The 18,320-nt window shown below is 61.6% G+C and carries 16 protein-coding genes, 1 tRNA gene and 1 pseudogene; 4 read left to right on the top strand and 14 right to left on the bottom strand.

Annotation, left to right across the window (positions count from 1 at the left end; all coding sequences use genetic code 11):
- Window positions 1-106: 106 nt before the first annotated feature.
- From dapD to rpmH, 9 genes are all read right to left on the bottom strand, one after another.
- The gene (dapD, locus tag AC1RM7_RS11835; RefSeq protein ID WP_024920487.1) at window positions 107-952 is read right to left on the bottom strand and encodes a 2,3,4,5-tetrahydropyridine-2,6-dicarboxylate N-succinyltransferase; all 846 of its coding nucleotides are present in this window, start codon (window positions 950-952) and stop codon (window positions 107-109) included.
- A gap of 77 nt (window positions 953-1,029) precedes the next feature.
- Window positions 1,030-1,731, bottom strand: a complete 702-nt coding sequence (locus tag AC1RM7_RS11830; RefSeq protein WP_024920486.1) for a pyrimidine 5'-nucleotidase — start codon at window positions 1,729-1,731, stop codon at window positions 1,030-1,032.
- Window positions 1,728-2,723 carry a DUF1036 domain-containing protein gene (locus AC1RM7_RS11825; protein WP_034459492.1) on the bottom strand — a complete coding sequence of 332 codons (996 nt, stop codon included), beginning with the start codon at window positions 2,721-2,723 and terminating at the stop codon, window positions 1,728-1,730. The genes AC1RM7_RS11830 and AC1RM7_RS11825 overlap by 4 nt, the downstream gene beginning before the upstream one ends.
- A gap of 53 nt (window positions 2,724-2,776) precedes the next feature.
- A complete protein-coding gene (gene argB, locus AC1RM7_RS11820) occupies window positions 2,777-3,676 on the bottom strand; it encodes an acetylglutamate kinase (RefSeq protein WP_006022320.1) in 900 nt (299 codons plus the stop codon).
- Between the two features lie 78 nt (window positions 3,677-3,754).
- Entirely contained in the window at window positions 3,755-4,135 is a 381-nt protein-coding gene (locus tag AC1RM7_RS11815; protein ID WP_006022319.1) for a DUF423 domain-containing protein, read from the bottom strand.
- Window positions 4,135-4,800, bottom strand: coding sequence for a ribosome biogenesis GTP-binding protein YihA/YsxC (gene yihA / locus AC1RM7_RS11810; protein WP_024920484.1), 666 nt, complete (start codon window positions 4,798-4,800; stop codon window positions 4,135-4,137). Before yihA ends, AC1RM7_RS11815 begins: the two co-directional genes overlap by 1 nt.
- 64 nt (window positions 4,801-4,864) lie before the next feature.
- Window positions 4,865-6,697 carry a membrane protein insertase YidC gene (gene yidC, locus AC1RM7_RS11805; protein WP_024920483.1) on the bottom strand — a complete coding sequence of 611 codons (1,833 nt, stop codon included), beginning with the start codon at window positions 6,695-6,697 and terminating at the stop codon, window positions 4,865-4,867.
- A gap of 53 nt (window positions 6,698-6,750) precedes the next feature.
- Entirely contained in the window at window positions 6,751-7,098 is a 348-nt protein-coding gene (gene rnpA / locus AC1RM7_RS11800) for a ribonuclease P protein component (RefSeq protein ID WP_024920482.1), read from the bottom strand.
- A 42-nt stretch (window positions 7,099-7,140) separates the two neighbouring features.
- Window positions 7,141-7,275, bottom strand: a complete 135-nt coding sequence (gene rpmH / locus AC1RM7_RS11795) for a 50S ribosomal protein L34 (protein WP_008542748.1) — start codon at window positions 7,273-7,275, stop codon at window positions 7,141-7,143.
- A gap of 326 nt (window positions 7,276-7,601) precedes the next feature.
- On the opposite strand from rpmH, the gene AC1RM7_RS11790 reads away from it, so the two are divergent.
- Both AC1RM7_RS11790 and AC1RM7_RS11785 read left to right on the top strand, forming a co-directional pair.
- The gene (locus AC1RM7_RS11790) at window positions 7,602-9,080 is read left to right on the top strand and encodes an ATP-binding protein (RefSeq protein ID WP_024920481.1); all 1,479 of its coding nucleotides are present in this window, start codon (window positions 7,602-7,604) and stop codon (window positions 9,078-9,080) included.
- A gap of 120 nt (window positions 9,081-9,200) precedes the next feature.
- Window positions 9,201-9,277 (top strand) — tRNA-Arg (locus AC1RM7_RS11785).
- A 152-nt stretch (window positions 9,278-9,429) separates the two neighbouring features.
- Here the strand turns inward: AC1RM7_RS11785 and AC1RM7_RS11780 are convergent.
- From AC1RM7_RS11780 to AC1RM7_RS11770, 3 genes and pseudogenes are all read right to left on the bottom strand, one after another.
- A pseudogene (locus AC1RM7_RS11780) lies at window positions 9,430-9,595 on the bottom strand (FMN-binding negative transcriptional regulator); the annotation flags it as partial.
- Between the two features lie 546 nt (window positions 9,596-10,141).
- Window positions 10,142-10,750 carry a helix-turn-helix domain-containing protein gene (locus AC1RM7_RS11775; RefSeq protein WP_024920479.1) on the bottom strand — a complete coding sequence of 203 codons (609 nt, stop codon included), beginning with the start codon at window positions 10,748-10,750 and terminating at the stop codon, window positions 10,142-10,144.
- A 104-nt stretch (window positions 10,751-10,854) separates the two neighbouring features.
- Window positions 10,855-13,656 (bottom strand): helix-turn-helix transcriptional regulator, encoded by a 2,802-nt coding sequence (locus tag AC1RM7_RS11770; RefSeq protein WP_024920478.1) that lies wholly within the window; start codon window positions 13,654-13,656, stop codon window positions 10,855-10,857.
- A gap of 52 nt (window positions 13,657-13,708) precedes the next feature.
- On the opposite strand from AC1RM7_RS11770, the gene AC1RM7_RS11765 reads away from it, so the two are divergent.
- Window positions 13,709-13,876, top strand: coding sequence for a hypothetical protein (locus AC1RM7_RS11765; protein ID WP_160166474.1), 168 nt, complete (start codon window positions 13,709-13,711; stop codon window positions 13,874-13,876).
- 50 nt (window positions 13,877-13,926) lie between these two features.
- On the opposite strand, the gene AC1RM7_RS11760 is transcribed toward AC1RM7_RS11765, so the two are convergent.
- Window positions 13,927-14,685: a sulfite exporter TauE/SafE family protein gene (locus AC1RM7_RS11760; protein WP_024920477.1), complete on the bottom strand. Its 759-nt coding sequence runs from the start codon at window positions 14,683-14,685 to the stop codon at window positions 13,927-13,929.
- Window positions 14,686-14,874: 189 nt separating this feature from the next.
- On the opposite strand from AC1RM7_RS11760, the gene AC1RM7_RS11755 reads away from it, so the two are divergent.
- On the top strand, window positions 14,875-16,212 hold the full coding sequence (locus AC1RM7_RS11755; protein ID WP_006022311.1) for an aminotransferase-like domain-containing protein: 1,338 nt from the start codon (window positions 14,875-14,877) through the stop codon (window positions 16,210-16,212).
- Between the two features lie 355 nt (window positions 16,213-16,567).
- Here the strand turns inward: AC1RM7_RS11755 and poxB are convergent, their stop codons facing one another.
- Window positions 16,568-18,304, bottom strand: coding sequence for a ubiquinone-dependent pyruvate dehydrogenase (poxB, locus tag AC1RM7_RS11750; protein WP_024920476.1), 1,737 nt, complete (start codon window positions 18,302-18,304; stop codon window positions 16,568-16,570).
- Between the last annotated feature and the right edge of the window lie 16 nt (window positions 18,305-18,320).

The raw sequence follows: 18,320 nt of genomic DNA, 5'->3' as shown, positions 1-18,320 counted from the left end.
CGGGTCCCGGTGATCTCGATTAAGAGGGCATCGCACCTTCGTTGTCGGGATTGCCGGAAGAAGTCCGGCAATGACATTGAAGGCGTGGTGCGCTCTTTGCTACCTTTTAGTCCCGCAGCAGTTCGTTGATGCTGGTCTTGGAGCGGGTGCGCTCATCGACGCGCTTGACGATCACGGCACAGGCGGTGTTCGGGCCGGGCTGACCGTTCTTCAGCGGCTTGCCGGGCAGAGTGCCGGGAACGAGCACGGCATATTCCGGCACCTCGCCGATGAAGGTCTCGCCGGTCTCGCGATCAACGATCTTGGTCGACGCGCCGAGGAATACGCCCATCGCCAGCACCGCGCCCTTGCGCACGATAACGCCTTCGGCGACTTCCGAACGTGCGCCGATGAAACAGTCGTCCTCGATGATCACAGGACCGGCCTGCAACGGCTCGAGCACGCCGCCGATGCCGACGCCGCCGGAGATATGCACGCGCTTGCCGATCTGCGCGCAGGAGCCGACGGTGGACCATGTGTCGATCATGGTGGCTTCATCGACATAGGCGCCAAGATTGACGAACGACGGCATCAGCACGACGTTTTTCGCAATGAAGGCCGAACGGCGGACGATCGCGCCCGGCACGGCGCGGAAGCCTGCGTCGCGGAAACGGTTCTCGCCCCAGTCTTCGAACTTCGAGGGTACCTTGTCCCACCACTGCGCGCCGCCGGGCCCACCGGTGATCGGTGCCATGTCGTTGAGACGGAAGGACAGCAGCACCGCCTTCTTCAGCCACTGGTTGACATGCCACTTGCCGTCGGCCTGACGTTCGGCCACGCGCGCCTCGCCCTTGTCGAGCAGGTTGAGCGCCAGCTCCACGGCATCGCGCACCTCGCCCCTGGTATTGGCGTTGACGGTATCGCGGGCCTCGAAGGCGGCATTCAGCGTGTTTTCAAGCGCGGAGAGAGACATCGGTGTTCCTTGGGGGAAAAGCAGTTTTGGATGCCGCTTTTGTCGGGATTTGGCGGCGGCAAGTCAAGTTGAACGGATCAGTTTGAGGCCCTTATCGCCGCCAAAAACCCGGTCAGATCGTCGGTAATGTGATCGACATAGGCGGCGTCGCGGCCCTCCAGCTCCCAGTCCTCGCGGACCACGTTCTTGGTGCCGTCCGGGACTACGAGGACGGTGGTCATGCCAAGATCGTGCGGCGTCACCAGATTGCGGGCGAGGTCCTCGAACATCGCGGCTTTCGAGGGATCGACGCCGTGCAGCTTGAGAAATTTAAGGTAGGTCTGCCGCGCGGGCTTCGGCTCCAGTTCGGCCGCGACGATGTCGAACACGTCCTCGAAGTGACTGCCGATGCCGAGCCGTTCCAGCACCTTGCCGGCATGGGCGCGCGAACCGTTGGTGAGAATCAGCTTGCGGCCGGGGAGCTTTTCGATCGCCGCGCCCATTGCCGGATTGGGTTCGAGCGGCGAGTGATCGATCTCATGAACATAGGCAAGGAAGTCATCGGCGTTGAGGCCATGCTCGGTCATCATCCCGCGCATGGTGGTGCCGTAACGGCGATAGTAGTCCTTCTGGATTTTGAAAGCCTCGTCCTTCGGGACATTCAGATACTGCGCAACGAAATCACGGATACGGACATCGACCTGCTGCCACAGATTGACGTGATGCGGGTAGAGCGTGTTGTCGAGATCGAACACCCATGTCTCGATATGGGTGAAGCTGCGCTTGTCTTTCTGAATCATGGCGTTCCGAATCTGAGAGTCTTGCCGGCGCCCGCGCCGATCTCGACGCGCTCATAGCCGCTGGCATTCAGTCCGCGCCCGCCGCAATCGCCCTGTTCGGTGAATTCGAACTGCGTCTCGCGGGTGCAGAGCATCGTGCTGCCGCCCCAGTTCACCGGGCGGCTGTTGATCTTGATGGTACGGCCATCGGCGTCGACAGCTTCAGCGAAACTGTAGATCCTGCGGGGCTGTCCCGTCACGTCGGGATGCAGGCACTTGCCAGGTTCGATGCGATACCAGCCGCGGCTGGTGACGGTTTTTCCGTCATCGGTCGCGATCGAGGCCATCACCCGATACTGCGTGTCGTTGCACCAGGTGAGGCCGGTGGCGGAGGGCTTTTCGACCGCTGCAATCATCGTCTCGAAGAAATTGGGCGCCTGGACTGCATCGGTATTGAGGCCGCGCGCTTTCAGGAATGCGGCGAGGGCGTTCTGGGTTTTCGGGCCGTCGACGCCGTCGATGGGGGCCGCGTCATAGCCTGCGATCACCAGCAGCCGCTGGATCGCGGCGAGGCGCGCCTGCTCGTCATCGTACTCGGCCCCTTCGGCGAGGTATGCGATCTGATGTCCGTCTTCGCCGGTGCTGGGTTTGATTTCGGTGAACGCCGCCGCGGTCTGGCCGCCGCGGCACTGGCGTCCGGCAATGACGAAGTCTTTCGGCGCAACGCAAAGATTATCGGTGCCGTTCTGCGGCGCGGGCGACGCGCCATAGACCGGCAGCGAGCGTGCATGGAGCAGGATGCGGTCGGCGGTGATGTTCCCTTGCGCGACCACACGGCAGGTTGCCGGATCGATGCGGAACCAGCCGCGCGTCGCGGTCGCGGTCTTGTCCTCGATGCCGATGGCGGCCTCGACGACATAACTCATGCGATTGCAGATTTTAAGATCGGCGCGGGCGGGGAAGGAAACAAGCAAGGCTGTCATTGCGAGGAGCGCAGCGACGAAGCAATCCATTTTGATCTGTGTGGATTGCTTCGCTGCGCTCGCAATGACGATTTGAGCTGGCATCACTTGTGGATCAGCGTTCCCGTGCCCTGATTGGTGAACAGTTCGAGCAGCACCGCGTGCGGCGTCTTGCCGTCGATGATGACCACGCCCTCGACGCCGGCTTCCAGCGAATAGATGCAGGTCTCGACCTTGGGAATCATGCCGCCGGAAATCGTGCCGTCGGCGATCAGCTTGCGCGCGTCCTTGATCGACAGTTCCGGAATCAGCTTCTTCGACTTGTCGAGCACGCCGGGCACGTCGGTCAGCAGCAACAGGCGCTTGGCCTTCAGCGCACCGGCCACGGCACCCGCGAAGGTATCGGCGTTGACGTTGTAGGTCTTGCCGTCGCCTGACGAAGCCAGCGGCGCCAGCACCGGGATCAGTTCGTAGCCGATGAGCTGGTTGAGCAGTGTGAGGTCAACCTTGTCGGGCTCGCCGACGAAACCGAGATCGACTACCTTCTCGATGTTGGAGCCGGGATCGACCATGGTTCGTGTCGCCTTGACGGCGGTGACCATGTTGCCGTCCTTGCCGCACAGGCCGACGGCCTTGCCGCCGGCTTCATTGATGTGGCTGACGATCGATTTGTTGATCGAACCGGCCAGCACCATCTCGACGATTTCCATCGTCGGCGCGTCGGTGACGCGCAGCCCGGCCGCGAATTCCGATTTGATGCCGAGCCGCGCCAGCATGCTCGCGATCTGCGGGCCGCCGCCGTGAACCACAACCGGGTTGATCGCGGTCTGCTCAAGCAGGACGATGTCGCGGGCGAATTGCCGGGCAAGGTTTTCCTCGCCCATGGCATGGCCGCCGTACTTAATGACGATGGTTTCCTCGTCGTACTGCTGCATATGCGGCAGCGCTTCCGACAGGATGCGGGCCTGATCCTGTGCGCTGATGTTTGTCGGCAGATCGATCATGGGAAATCTCGTTCGGCAAGGATTTGGACGAGGGTTTAGCCGATTGGCGCAAGGCGTGCAAAGTGCCGCCCGCGCAAGTCAGGCCCCGCGACGTGGCCAGGCTGCGGCGATCGCCAGCACCAGCCAGCTCAAAATAAGGAGTGTGCCGCCGGTCGGTGCGGCCATTGTGAACAATCCATGACCGGCATATTGGCGCATTGTCAGATCCCCGGCGAACAGGGCTGAGCCCACGATGAAACCAAAGGTCGCGGTCAGCCCAAGACCACGCCGGGCGATGCCGTGCCCGGTCAGGAGTGCGGCGCCGATCACGGCAGTGGCGTGGAACAGCAGCATCGACGAGGCGGAAGCCAGCCGCGAGGCGTCGGCCTGGTGCGCGGACGCGGCTGCCAGCGCGACACCGGCGGCCCCCATCAGCCCCGCGAGCACAACTGCGAGGCGCAACACACCAGTCTGGGTCATTAAATACGCTCCCTGAGCAGGCGGATCATGGCGGCACGCAGTTCGGGCATGCCGTCGCCGGTGCGCGACGATGTCACCAGAACTTCCGGAAACGCCGCGGGATGTTTCAGCAGCGCCGCTTTGGTCGCGGCGATGGTTTCCTCAAGCGCGGCCTTCTTTACCTGATCGGCCTTCGTCAGCACCACCTGATAGCTGACGGCGGACTTGTCGAGCGTCTTGAGCACGTCGTTGTCGACATCCTTGAAGCCGTGGCGGGAGTCGATCAGCACGTAGACGCGGGCGAGATTGGCGCGGCCTTGCAGGAATTTGTGGATTAGCGAGGTCCACGATGCGATCTGTGCCTTTGGCGCGGAGGCATAACCGTAGCCCGGCATATCCACCAGCCGCAGGCCGGCGTCCTTGCCGTCCGCAGGTGTCGGACCTTCGAAGAAGATCAGTTCCTGGGTGCGGCCAGGGGTGTGCGAAGTTCGCGCCAGCCCGTTACGGCCGGTCAGTGCATTGATGAGGCTGGATTTGCCGACATTGGAGCGGCCGGCGAACGCGACTTCGACGCCTTTCATGGGCGGAAGCGCTTCGATCGACGGCGAGGCCCAGAAGAATTGCCAGTCGCCGGCGAAGATCTTTCGTCCGGCTTCAATCAGCTCCGCATCGGTTTGATCGGTCATGCGAAGGTTCTCGAATGTGAAAACGCCCGGCGAATGCGCCGGGCGTTTTGCGTTTCAGACGGTCTTAAGTCGTTTTCTTGCTGCCCGCGAAGGTCGACTTCACGTTGTCGAACAATTCGATCTTCGCGCCGTTCTTCTTCATGATGTAGCTCTGCTGCAGCACCGACAGCAGGTTGTTCCAGGCCCAGTAGATCACGAGACCGGCCGGGAAGCCCGCAAGCATGAAGGTGAAGATCAGCGGCATCCAGTCGAAGATCATCTTCTGCGTCGGATCGGGCGGCGTCGGGTTCAGCTTCATCTGGAACCACATCGTGATGCCCATGATGATCGGCCAGATGCCGAGATGCAGGTAATAGCCGAGAACCGGAAGCTGGGTCGGATCGAACGCGAACAGACCGAACAGGTTGAACAGGTTGGTCGGATCGGGCGCGGAAAGGTCCTTGATCCATCCGAAGAACGGCGCGTGCCGCATTTCGATAGTGACGAACAGAACCTTGTAGAGCGAGAAGAACACCGGGATCTGGATCAGAATCGGAAGACAGCCCGCGATCGGATTGATCTTCTCCTTCTTGTAGATCTCCATCATCTCCTGCTGCTGCTTCATCTTGTCGTCGGGATACTTGTCCTTCAACGCGGCCAGCTGCGGCTGTACGGCCTTCATCTTCGCCATCGACGCATAGGACTTGTTGGCGAGCGGGAAGAAGATCAGCTTGACCAGCACCGTCACCGCGAGGATGGCGACGCCGAAGTTGCCGAAGATGTGGAAGAACCAGTCGATGGCCCAGAACATCGGCTTGGTGATGAAGTAGAACCAGCCCCAGTCGATCAGGCGGTCGAACTTGTTGAGGCCGAGCTGCTTGTCGTAGGCGTCGACGGTGGCGCTTTCCTTGGCGCCGGCGAACAGGCTGGTCGCCGTGCTGGCGGTGCCGCCGATCGCAATCGTCATCGGATCGAGCAGGTAGTCGGTCTGGTAGGTGCGCAGCGTGCCGACGAGGTTGGATGAGAAGCGCGCCTGCACGTTGGCCTTCGGGCTCGGCAGCAGCGTCGCGGCCCAGTACTTGTCGGTGATGCCCATCCAGGCGTTGGTCACCTTGAACTCCACCGCTTTGGTGTCGTCCATTTTCTTGTAGCCATACTCCTGCAGGCCCTGATCGCCGAGAACGCCGATCAGGCCTTCGTGCAGGATGTAATAGCCGGAGACGTGCGGCGTGCCGTGACGCGAGATCAGGCCGAACGGATACAGTGTGACCGGTGCGTCGCCGACGTTGGAGACGTCGTCCTTGATCGTGAACAGATACTTGTCGTCGATCGAGATGGTGCGCTTGAAGGTCAGGCCCTGGCCGTTGTTCCAGGTCAGCGTGACCGGAGTGGCCGGCGTCAGCGAACCTGCGCCTTCCTGTTTCCAGACGGTGTCCTTGTCGGGCATCTTCGTTGTCGCGCCTGCGGCCGGCACGAAACCGAACTCGGCGTAGAAGGGTTCCTTGGTGCCCGACGGCGAGAACAGTTCAATGGCTGGCGATTTCGGATCGACGGTCTCGCGATATTTCACCAGAGCGACGTCGTCGATGCGCCCGCCGGTCAGCGCGATGCTGCCGCTGATGCTGGGCGTATCGATCTTCACGCGAGGTCCGGCGGCGATCGCAGTGGTGCGGCTCTGGACTGGCGCGGCTGTCGCCGGCGCGCCGGCCTGCTGGCCGGGAGCAGCGGGCGTGGGCTGGTTCGCACCCGGTGTGGTCGTTGCGGGTGTCGCCGGATTGGCGGCCTGTTTCTGCGCGAGCTCGGCCTGCTGCGCGGCGCGCTGCTTTTCCATGGTCGGAATGTTGTAGAAATATTGCCATGCGATCAGCACAAGGCCCGACAGGATCACGGCGAGGATGGTATTGCGATTTTCGATCATCGTTCAGGTCTCGTCATGCGCTCGGGCGTGTTCGGGAAAGGACTGTGTGTGGCTTAGGTCGCTGGCGGCTTGGGCGTCTGGCGCTCGAGGCGGCTGAGCGCCGAGCGCAGATCGTTGAACATGGTTTCAAAGCCGCGGTCCAGCGCGGCTCGACGGCCCACTATCACATAATCATGGTGGGGTCGCATGGATATGACGTCCAGCCGCTTCACCAGTTCGCGAAGTCTGCGGCGGACGCGGTTGCGTTCCGTAGCGGTGCCGACTTTTTTGGTAACGGTAAATCCGACACGGGCCGGGCCGTTGTCGTCGCGGCGGCGCGTTTGCACCACAAAGGCCGGGCTGGCCATGCGCGGTCCGCTGGCCGCGGCGATGAAATCCGCGCGCTGCTTCAACCGGTCCATGATTTCAACCGGCGCATGGGAAAGGTCCCGGGGTAAGGTCGGTCAGGCGCTCAGACGCTTGCGGCCGCGGGCACGACGGGCGGCGAGAACCTTGCGGCCGCCGGCGGTCGCGAGACGGGCACGGAAGCCGTGACGGCGCTTGCGCACCAGTTTGCTGGGTTGATAAGTCCGCTTCACGGTCGTTCTCCGCTACCGAAATGCTCGTCCGACCGCTTGTCGGAGGCAATTCGCCGATAATGAGATGAAATCCTGCGATGCCGGCCCTGAAGTGGACCAATTTCGGTCCAAAATGAACCGGCCCGGTCAAGCCGGGCCATCGAGGACAGTTGGCGCGGCTTATACGGGAGCGGTCTGTTTTCGTCAATCTTGGGGTTTTATACCGCGCTCAGGTTGTGGAGCGCGGCCAGAGGCTTAAACCATAACAGTTCCGGGGGTTTGACCCGGGCCGTCGGCAGGCGCATCCTGTGGCGGTAAATCATGAAAAATGGGCAGGCGATCACTCAATGGCGGTATCCGGCCAGGAACCTGATCGGACGTTGGCAAAGCTCCAGCCCGGACTGCGGTTCGGGCTGTCGGGAAAGCTGTTGCTGCTGACGATTCCGCTGATCCTGATCGTTGAAATCCTGATCTACGTGCCGTCCATCGCCAATTTCCGGGTGAACCGCCTGAACGACCGGCTGGCTGCGGCAAGCACCGCCGCGCTGGTGCTGGACGCCGCCCCGAGCGGCATGGTGCCCGACGCGCTGGCGCGGCAAATCCTTGCCAGCATCGGGGCGCGCGCAGTAGCCATCAAAAGCGGATCGCAGCGGCGGCTCCTGGCGGCGGCCGATATGCCGGCCAAGATCGACCACGACATCGACATGCGCGACACGAGTGCATGGTCGGCGATCGTCGATGCATTTCAGGTCATGCTCGACAGCGGCGACGAGGTGATGCGCGTCATCGGCCCCGCGCCCGGCAGCGGACAGTTCATCGAAGTTGTCGTGGACGAGAAGCCGCTGCGCGACGCGATGTTCCGCTTTTCACGCAACGTGCTGCTGCTGTCGCTGGTGATGACCAGCATCACCGCGGGCCTGATCTACTACGCCCTGCATCATCTGTTCGTGCGGCCGATGCGGCGGGTTACCGCAAATCTCGTGGCGTTTCACGAAAATCCGGAAAGCACCGCGCGCATTATCGAACCGTCGAAACGCACCGACGAGATCGGCCTCGCGGAGCGCGAACTGTCGGACATGCAGCGCGACCTTGTGTCGATGCTGCACCAGAAGAGCCATCTCGCGGCGCTCGGCCTTGCGGTCTCGAAGATCAACCACGACCTGCGCAACCTGCTGGCGTCGTCGCAATTGCTGTCGGACCAGCTCGCCAGCGTACCGGATCCGCGCGTGCAGCGGTTCGCTCCGAAGCTGATGCGCTCGCTGGAACGCGCCATCGCGTTCTGTCAGTCCACATTGTCCTACGGCAAGGCGCAGGAAGCGCCGCCGGATCGCCGCATGGTGCAGGTCGAGCCGGTGGTGAGGGAGGTCCGCGAATCAGCGGGGGTCGGCTCCGACACGTCGATCGAATGGATCAACGCCATCGAACGTGGCCTGACCGTCGATGCCGATCCGGACCAGTTGTTCCGGGTGCTGCTCAATCTGGTCCGCAACGCCGCGCAGGCGCTGGAAAGCGAGAAATCCGATCTTGGAATTGCGCGGCAAATCCGCTTCACCGGGCGGCGCGAGGGCGCGGTGACGATCCTTGAAATCTCGGACACCGGCCCCGGCATTCCGGAGAAGGCCAAGGCGCATCTGTTCGAGGCGTTTCAGGGCTCGTCGCGGGACGGCGGCACCGGGCTCGGGCTGGCGATCGCGGCCGAATTGATCCGGGCGCATGGCGGCGAACTCAATCTGGTGGACGGCACCATCGGCGCCACGTTCCGAATCACGATTCCGGATCGGGCCGTGGAGTTGCGCAGCCTGCGAGATGCACGGGCCCGGGCCTGAAAAACTGCCATTTTGGCTCGAAATCCATGCCTTATCGATCTTGCAAAGCTTTCCCGGAGCCGGTAGCTATGGCGCTCTTTCGCGGCCCGGCCTCCGGCCTCTCTCAAGTCCGCGAAATGCGCGCCCGTAGCTCAGCTGGATAGAGCACCAGACTACGAATCTGGGGGTCAGGAGTTCGAATCTCTTCGGGCGCGCCATTTATCAATCAAACCAAATAGATGCAGCATACCGAACCCTTCCAGTATGACTCGGGGGATTTTGGGCGCGCCGCGTATGGGCTGGGGTGCGGTAAAATCGGCGGTTGTGCTTTCGCCCTTCGCCATTGATGGGCAATCTCAACAGACAGGCTTCAACGCTGACCTCGAGCCGGTTGGTTGGTTAGGCCGGCTGCAACACCGGCGCGATTCTCTGAGCGATTCTCGCTTATCTTGCGCTTGCCTTCAAACCGCGTAATCGGAATCCGCACCCCAACAGATGCCGCGCTATTGCGCAGCAATGTAGTCAGCGGGCGCGTCTGCGCTTGGATCGTTCAGTGCTGCGAATGCATCGCGTGGTGTTTGGCTGTTCTGAATGGATAGCCGTGTTGATGTCGCGTGTTGCTTGCGACGAGTTTCGGCAACTGGCAGCGGTTGATGTTCTGCGACGACAAGAACGACCTTGTCTGGCCATTTGTGACTGGAGTGAATTTGGAGATTGAAGATCTCATTGAGGGGAACTTCAGCGCGCAACTGCGCGGATGACGCCGAAAGGCCGATGTTGGCAGCAAGCAGCGCGGCGAGAAGAATGCCTCCCACACCACCGAAGTATTGACGTAGCGGCATCACAACCAGACCTGACAATGCGGAATGACTCTGATTGGTTCATAGACCGCGGGAACGTCGTTGGCTTTGCCGGCGTTGCCGAGCCGTTGTCAGTTGTTGCGTGGGGATGCTGCGATGTTTGCAGCCGGCATCCTGCGAGCAGGTTGCCGCCATGCCCTGCAACAGTTCTGGCAATCGAAGTTGAAGGCCTGCGTGTGAGATGGCCTGACAAGCGTGCGACGTACACCTGCTGCTCAAGGGTCATTGGATTGCTTGAAATCCGCCCGGAATGAGCAGTGTTTTCTGCCAGCCGCACTGCTGACGATACTTGCCAGGAGCCATCCCTGTCGCGCGCTTGAAGGCGCGTGTAAAATTGGCCTGACTGGAGAAACCCAAGGTCAGTGCAATATCAACCAGAGAACGCTCACCCTGGCTCAACCAGGCCTTGGCCCGCTCGAAGCGCCGCATGCCGAGATAGCGAACCGGCGAGCAGCCAGGGGCCTGCTTGAATCTCCGGGAGAAGTGAAACCGGCTGAGACAGGCGACCGAAGCCAAGTCGTCGAGGTCGATGTCGTTTTCAAGGTTCGTCTCGATGTGGTCAAGCACCCGGATCAACCTGCGGCGATCGAGCCCTTCGCTTGAGAAGGAAACGGCCGGCTGGCGAGCTGCCTTATCGAAACCGGATTGTGACAATCTTGCCGCGATGCGCTCGGTCAGGAGCTCGATTGAGAGATTGCCGGTTTGGCGTGTGACCGGCGATCCGTGGCCGCCGACACCGGCATATACTTTGGTATCGGCTTGCGTCTCGTGCCATTGGGATTCGTTCTCGTCGTGGCCAACAGCCGTTGAATGCGTCTGCTTTGCTTCCAAAGTAGCCTCCTGCCGGTGCTAGCGAATTTGCCTTTGCATGCAGAAGGTAGAGGGCCGGGCGATTGCGCGGCATCCGTCAAATGACCAGTCCGGTGACCGGCAGGTCAGGATACCGCGTTACCGGCTGTCGAGAGGATGGATGCCAGGCCCGATCTGGAAGAGATTCCGGTCTTCGAGAAGACCCGCAGCAGATGATAACCAATGGTCCGGTGAGACAGATAAAGTCTGGCCCCGATCATCTTGTTCGAAAGCCCCTGAGCGGCGAGCTGGGCGATATGCAGCTCTTGCGGCGTGAGGTTTTCCCAAATCTGCTCTGACCGGCGCAGGCTTGCTTCGCCGGATGCTCTCAGTTCTTCTCGCGCGCGTGCTCCCCAAGGCAAGGCGCCGAGCGCGTCGAAGATATCGCGTGCCTCGCGAAGCGGAGCACGGGCACCGACGGACCTGCGCTGTCGGCGCAGCCACGCGCCGTAACCGAGCAGAATGCGGGCCCGCAAGAACGGCCAGTTCTTTGCCGCCGGTCCGAGGCCCTTCAGGAACGATTGCTCCGCGTCCTCGTTCGCCGCGAGCAGCGCTTTGGCGTAACACAGCATCGTTTCTAGCCATGGCACGGGTCCCGGGGCAGAGACGCGTTCGATCTCGCTGATAACGTCACGGGCAATCTGCGATTGATTGGAGTTAACAGCCGCTTCCACGAAATCAGCCAGCGCAAAAAACTGCAGGCCGGTGCTAAAGGCCGGATCGGCCGGCGTGAACATCCGCCGCAGATGCTCGAACGCCTCCGCATGCCGGCCGGCGCCGATGGCAGCGACGCCTCGCGCCAGTTGCAGCATCGCCAGGAGAAAGCTGGCGCCGATCGACAAGGCCAGGCGCTCCGCGTCAGTCGCATAGGCTTCGGATTGCTCCAGATTGCCCTGCATACCCGCGACCTTCGCCTTTACGACTGTCGCCGCCGCCGCCCACAACGGACTGCCGGTCTCTTCTGCAAAGCGAACCGATTCCTCAGCCTCTCTCATTGCGCCGACCCAGTCGCCGGTTTCCATTTCGGCCCATGCCTGGGCGAACAGGACGCGCGCGAGGTCGCTGATCCGCCCTTGTTTGCGAAGCTCCTCACTGGCCGCCGCCAGCAGGCTCCCGCCAAGATCGAACGCGCCGATTACATTGGCCGTGCTTCCCAGAATGCGGGCGACATAGGGATCGCCCGCCCCCTTGTGCGAAACCGATGCCAGTTTTGCGTAAACATTGCTTCCCTGCCGCAGCGGCTCGGCGTAGGCGGCGATTGCGATGTAGCGCGGATCGAGGTCCGGCAATCCCAGCCTGTCCGCAGCCGCAAGGATTCGCGCGCAGACATCGGCATCTGCGTTGCTCCACCAACAGCGTTGCGCAGCACGCCACAGAAGATTGATTGCCAGATCCTTTGCGCCCAAAACATGTGCCTGATCGGCGATATCCACCAGAAGCAGGATTTTTCCCAAGTCGCCGGCCAACGACGTCTGGCTCAATTCGCGGCACCAGGCAACGCGCACGGCACCGAGTTTATCCGACTCGTCAACCTCGGCCCCGCGCAAAAGCTGCTCAAGCAACTCAGGCTGGCCGATATCGGCTGCCAGCTCGGCAGCCTGCAGAAGACGCTCCCTTCGCGCGCCGGCCGTGCTGCTCAACTTCGCCGCGATTTGCAGCGTCTGGATCGCGGTAGAAACGGCTCGGCGCCGCTGGGCGCGCTCCGCCATCTGATCATATTCAGCGGCGAGTTCGTCGTCCGGGCCGATCGTCGCGGCGGCACGATGCCAAAGCTGCCGGTCCTGATCCTCGATGACAGCCGCGAGTGCCGCGTGAACACGCTGGCGGGTTGCATGGTCGGTGACCTGGTGGATCGCGGACCTGACAAGAGAGTGCTGGAACCGCACCTCGACGCCATCGAAGTCGATCAGTTTGGCGGAGACTGCGGGAGAGAGATCAGCAATATCGACGTCGCGCGCGAGCAGGACTCCACAGGCGTGCATGATTTCATGCAGCGAGATTCCGTCGTTCTCGGCGGCAATCTGCAGGAGCGTCCGGGTCACGTCAGGAAGCTCGGACAGTCGGCTCGAGAAGCTGCGCTCGAGCCTCTCGGTCAGCGGAAGCCAGGGGATATCGTGATCATTGTCGGCTCGAAACCCGCGCGGCAATTCCACCAGGGCCAACGGATTGCCTGCCGCTTCCCTCAAGAACCGGCTGCGCAGATCGTCGGAGAGGCCGGGTGCCTTGGCTTCCAGCAAGTCGGCGGCATCGGCGTGGTCAAGCGCAGAAATCACATGGTGTAACGCGCCGATGTCCCCGAATGACACATCGCAGCCCTCGCGCGCGGCCAGCAACAGGACTATGGAATCCGAACTCAATCTCCTCGACACGAAGGACAGCACCTCGCGCGTCGCCTGATCCAGCCATTGAGCGTCGTCAGCGACGAGCAGGAATCTCTCTTTGGTCGCGCCGCCGGTCAGGAGCGTGAGGGTCGCAAGCGCCACCAACCAGATGTCGGGCGAGGTGGCATCGTCTCTCATTCCAAACGCATTGAGCAACGCGGATCGTTGATGAGGGGCCAGAGATTTCGTTTGCTTCATTAGCGGGCGCAGGGCCTGCTCGAGACCGGCGAACGGCAGATGAACTTCCGCGAGCACGCCCGTCATCGTCAGAACTGTAATGTCTCGCTGCCGGGCCCGGCTTTTGGCTTCTTCAAGCAGTGCGGATTTTCCGATCCCCGGTGCTCCGCTGAACACCAGGGTCGATCCGCCGTCGTCGATCCTATCGAGCAACTGATCAATCAATGCGACTTCAGCAGCCCGTCCGCGCAAAGACAAAGGCTTCGATCCTGCAGCGTTGGTGAGCTGTTTTCTCTGTGAGAACGCCTTGTTTTTGGCCCGTTTCGCCATACGAATTCCTAGATCGTCCACCGGGTTGGAAGGGAGCGTCGCATGAGCAGCAATGAATGAAAAGACTTTGGCAACCGCAGCAAAGCTGCCGCTGACAATCGTTCATACATCTGAGACGATCCTTGCCGGATCGGGTAAAGTGCCGGACCGCGAAACCGGGGGAAATGAGCATGTCCAACAGATCAACGGCAGTCGCCGCAAACTCCTTGGCGCCGCGTGACCGGTTTCGCGGCGCAGGCGCACATGAGACGCGAGCAGGACACGAGAGCATCACACGAGATAACCCGACACGCCGTCCCACAGCAGCTTCATCGCCGTCACTGTCAGTAATCCATAGCAGGCCCGATAAATCTGCCGCTGATCCAGCGCACCATGTAGCCGCCATCCGACCCAGACGCCTGGTGGAATCGCAAACAGGCAGATTCCCATCAGGATCCAGACGTTTTCCGTCGGCTTCACGATCAGCAGCCACGGCACCGCCTTGATCGCGTTGCCGACAGTGAAGAACATGCTTGTGGTGCCTGCGTAGATGGCCTTGCTGAGGCCGAGCGGCAGCAGATACATCGCAAGCGGCGGTCCGCCAGAATGGGCCACCATGGTTGTGATTCCGGATGTAAAGCCGGCCGCGATCGCCTTTGGTGTCGACCGCGGCTGCGTTGTCACGTCCGCGCCCCGCAGTAGCCAGAGAGCGACGAAGGCCAGCGTAATGATGGCCATCATGATTGCGATGGCACGATGGTCGAGCACGCGAAACAGCAGATAGCCAAATCCGATCCCGATCACGAGCGCCGGCACGAGGACCACCAGATCCGGCTTCGACCAGGTCGAAGGCTTCCAGTAGCGCAGTGCATAGAGATCCATCGCGATAAAGAGCGGCGCGAGCAGGCCGCCGGCCGTGACCGGGTCCATGACCAGCGACAGCAGCGGGATGCCGATGATGGCGAAGCCGCCGCCGAATGCGCCGCGCATGAAGGCGATCAGGAAGACGCCGGCGAAGGCGACCAAGATCGTGACAACTGTCAGTTCCATGACATTGCTCCGTGGTAGCGATCGGACGGTGCCTCGGCTCTCTTGCTTGCGAGGCAAAGCAAATCCCTCGGCGAAACGCTCAGGAAGCGTGCCGCTGCGGCCTTTGCGGATCAGGACAATCGAATTGATGGAGATACAATGTTCTGATATATGTATCGGTGCAATATTAAAATTGATCTCGGTGCAATAATGTCGAAGTCGGAATATCTGAAGCTGGCTGATGCGATCGCAGCCGAAATTGCCGAGGGCGTCCTCAAGCCGGGCGACCGTCTCCCCCCCCAGCGCAACTTTGCCTATGAGCGCAAGATCGCCGTATCGACCGCGAGCCGCGTTTACACCGAACTGTTGCGCCGTGGTCTTGTGGTGGGCGAGGTGGGCAGGGGCACCTTCATCTCGGCCAGGCGCGGCGCATCCACCCAGAACGAGCCGCGCGGCATCCGGATCGATCTCGAGTTCAATTATCCGCTGCTTCCCGGCCAGACGGCGATGATCGCGAAAAGCCTGGACGGGCTGGAAAAGCCCGTGGCGCTCGACGCGGCTTTGGGACAAGGCACCAGCAGCGGATCACCGGCGATCCGGCGCATCGCCGCTGCCCATCTGGCGCAAGGCGGATGGTCGCCCTCGCCCGATCAACTCGTCTTCACCGGCAACGGGCGGCAAAGCATTGCCGCTGCACTTGCCGCGATTGTGCCCACCGGCAGCCGCTGCGGCGTCGAGGCGCTGACCTATCCCTTCATCAAGGGCATTGCCGCACGGCTCGGCATTTCTCTGGTGCCGCTGGCGATGGATGAAAGCGGTGTGCGTCCGGACGCGGTGCAGAAGGCGCACCGCGAAAACAATCTCTCCGCCATTTACGTTCAGCCGGCGGTTCAGAATCCGCTAGGCATCACAATGCCGCAAGCCCGCCGCGCGGAGCTTTTGCGCGTTGTGCAGAAGCTCAATCTTCCGGTGATCGAGGACAATGTATATGGCTTTCTCGACAGACAGCCGCCGCTCGCGGTGCTGGCGCCTGAAACCTGCATTGTCATCGACAGTCTGTCCAAGAAAGTCGCGCCGGGCCTGACCCTGGGCTTCATCGTTTCGCCGCCACGGCTGCGCGAAAGCATCATGGCTTCGGTGCGTTCAGGCGGGTGGATCGCCTCGGGTTTTGCGTTTGCCGCCGCGCAGCGGCTGATGGGCGATGGCACCGTCGCCGAACTGATAAGGCTGAAACGTCTCGATGCGCGCGCACGCCAGAAGCTGGCGGCCGATCGTCTTTCAGATTTTGAAATCCAGACGAATGAGAATTGCTATCACCTCTGGCTGACGCTGCCTTCGCACTGGCGCTCGCAAACACTGGTCACCGCCGCAGCAAGGCGCGACATCGCGCTGACGCCATCGACGACTTTCGCAGCGACGCCTGGCCATGCGCCCAACGCGGTCAGGCTCGCGCTGGCGTCTCCGACAATGGATCAACTCGATGCAGGGCTTGGCACATTGGCGTCGATGCTGAACGCCGGCGAGAGCGATTTCGACTCGACCGAATGATCGTTGTCTCACGCAATACTTGCGCGCCGAGTTGTTTGGAAATTGAGATGCCGATAACGGTCATTGTCATTGCTTGCTCAGGTGCCGGGTTCGTTTGCACAAATTGCTCACTACGTCGCCCCGCACTTGGCAGAAGCAACAGACCGGATATTTTAGCTCTCGCCAGTCCCCAACTGGCGTCCCTCCCTAGACTTGGCCCGCTCAGCTCCCAGCTGGGCGGGTTCTTTATTTGAAGCGAGCTATTGAAAACGCCGGCAGGAGAGCAACTGCCGGCGTCCATCACGTCACTGTAGCTGGCGGCGACTTAAATTCGCCGCGCTTCGCTTCGCGGCCTCGCGACCCATAGATCAAATTCTCAGCGCCACAGATTTGTCTTGGCGAGGTCGATGACTTCGTCGGCGCGGCCGCTGATGATCGCCTTGGCCATGTAAAGCGAGAACCCTTTTGCCATTTCGATCGTAATGGAGGGCGGCATGGCGAGTTCAGTTCGGCTGACCACGGCGTCGATCAGAACAGGCCCATCATATGCAAGCGCTTCGGCGATACCCTGTTCGACCTCCGATGGATCTTCGAGGCGAATGCCGCGTATGCCGACCGCTTCAGCCATGACGGCGAAATTCGGATTCTTGAAATCGGTTCCGAAATTCAGGAAGCCGGTCGACTTCTGCTCCAGTTCAATAAAGCCGAGCGCGCTGTTGTTGAAGACTACAACCTTCACCGGCAATCCGAGCTGCGCGAGGGTCAGGAAATCACCCATCAGCATAGAGAAGCCGCCGTCGCCGGACAGCGAGATCACCTGTCGGCCGGAAAATGCAGCTTGCGCGCCGATGGCCTGCGCCATGGCGTTGGCCATCGAGCCATGCCAGAACGAGCCGAGCAGCCGTCGCTTGCCATTCATTGTCAGATAGCGAGCCGCCCATACGGTCGGCAGGCCGACATCGCAAGTGAAAATTGCATCTTCCGTTGCATGGTCGCTGATGGCCTTTGCAATCTGCTGCGGATGGATCGGTCGTCTTCCCGATTTCACGTCGGCCAGTTCATCAAGCTGCCGACGCGACTTGGCGTAGTGCTTTTGAGCCTGTTTGAGATGGTGTTGGTCCGATTTCTGGTCGAGACGCGGCAGCAAGGCTTGCAGGGTCGTGCGAATGTCGCCCGCCACAGGAAGGTCGACCGCCGCGCGGCGGCCGAGATTCTCGGGGCGAATGTCAACCTGCGCGATCTGAACGTTGTTTCCTTCCGGATAGAACTGCCGGTATGGAAAGTCCGTGCCGAGCATGAGAAGGACGTCGCAGTCGCGGATGGCATAGTAGCCCGACGAAAAGCCGATCAGGCCGGTCATGCCGACATCGTATGGATTATCCCATTCGATATGCTCCTTTCCGCGCAGGGCATGGACGACAGGCGTCTGCAGCCTTTCGGCAACCGCCAGCAATTCGTCATGTGCCCCGGCGCAACCGGAGCCGCCGAGAATTGTCACCCGCGCGCCGTCATTCAGCATGGTTGCCAGACGATCGAGATCGGCGGCCGGCGGCACCGTCAACGGCTGCGGCGGGAGAAGGGCTGCGGCCTTGGACAGCGGCACGTCGGTGGCGGGCTGCAGCGCGACGTCGCCCGGAATCACCACAACCGAAACGCCGCGCTTGCCGACCGCCTCGCGGATCGCGACTTCGAGCGTGCGCGGCATCTGATTGGCGCCGGAGACCAGCTCGCAATAATGGCTGCATTCCTTGAACAGGGACTCGGGATGGGTCTCCTGAAAATAGGATGCACCGATCTCCGCGGACGGAATGTGCGCGGCGATCGCCAGCACTGGCACGCGTGAGCGATGGCAATCGAACAGGCCGTTGATGAGATGGAGATTGCCCGGTCCGCAGCTTCCGGCGCAGACAGCGATTTCTCCGGTCAGATGGGCCTCCGCGCCGGCGGCGAAGGCCGCGACCTCTTCATGCCGGACGTGAATCCACTCGATCTTTCCCTGGCGGCGAATCGAATCGGTGAGGCCGTTCAGGCTGTCGCCGACAATGCCGTAGATGCGCTTGACCCCGGCTGCGGCAAGCGTTTCGGCGAACTGATCTGCAACTGTGCGTGTCATGGCTGAATTCCTTTAC

Source organism: Afipia sp. GW822-FHT03D08 (genome assembly GCF_058801645.1).
Note: the sequence above shows the minus strand (reverse complement) of the source record. Positions and strands in the feature narration are given on the sequence as shown.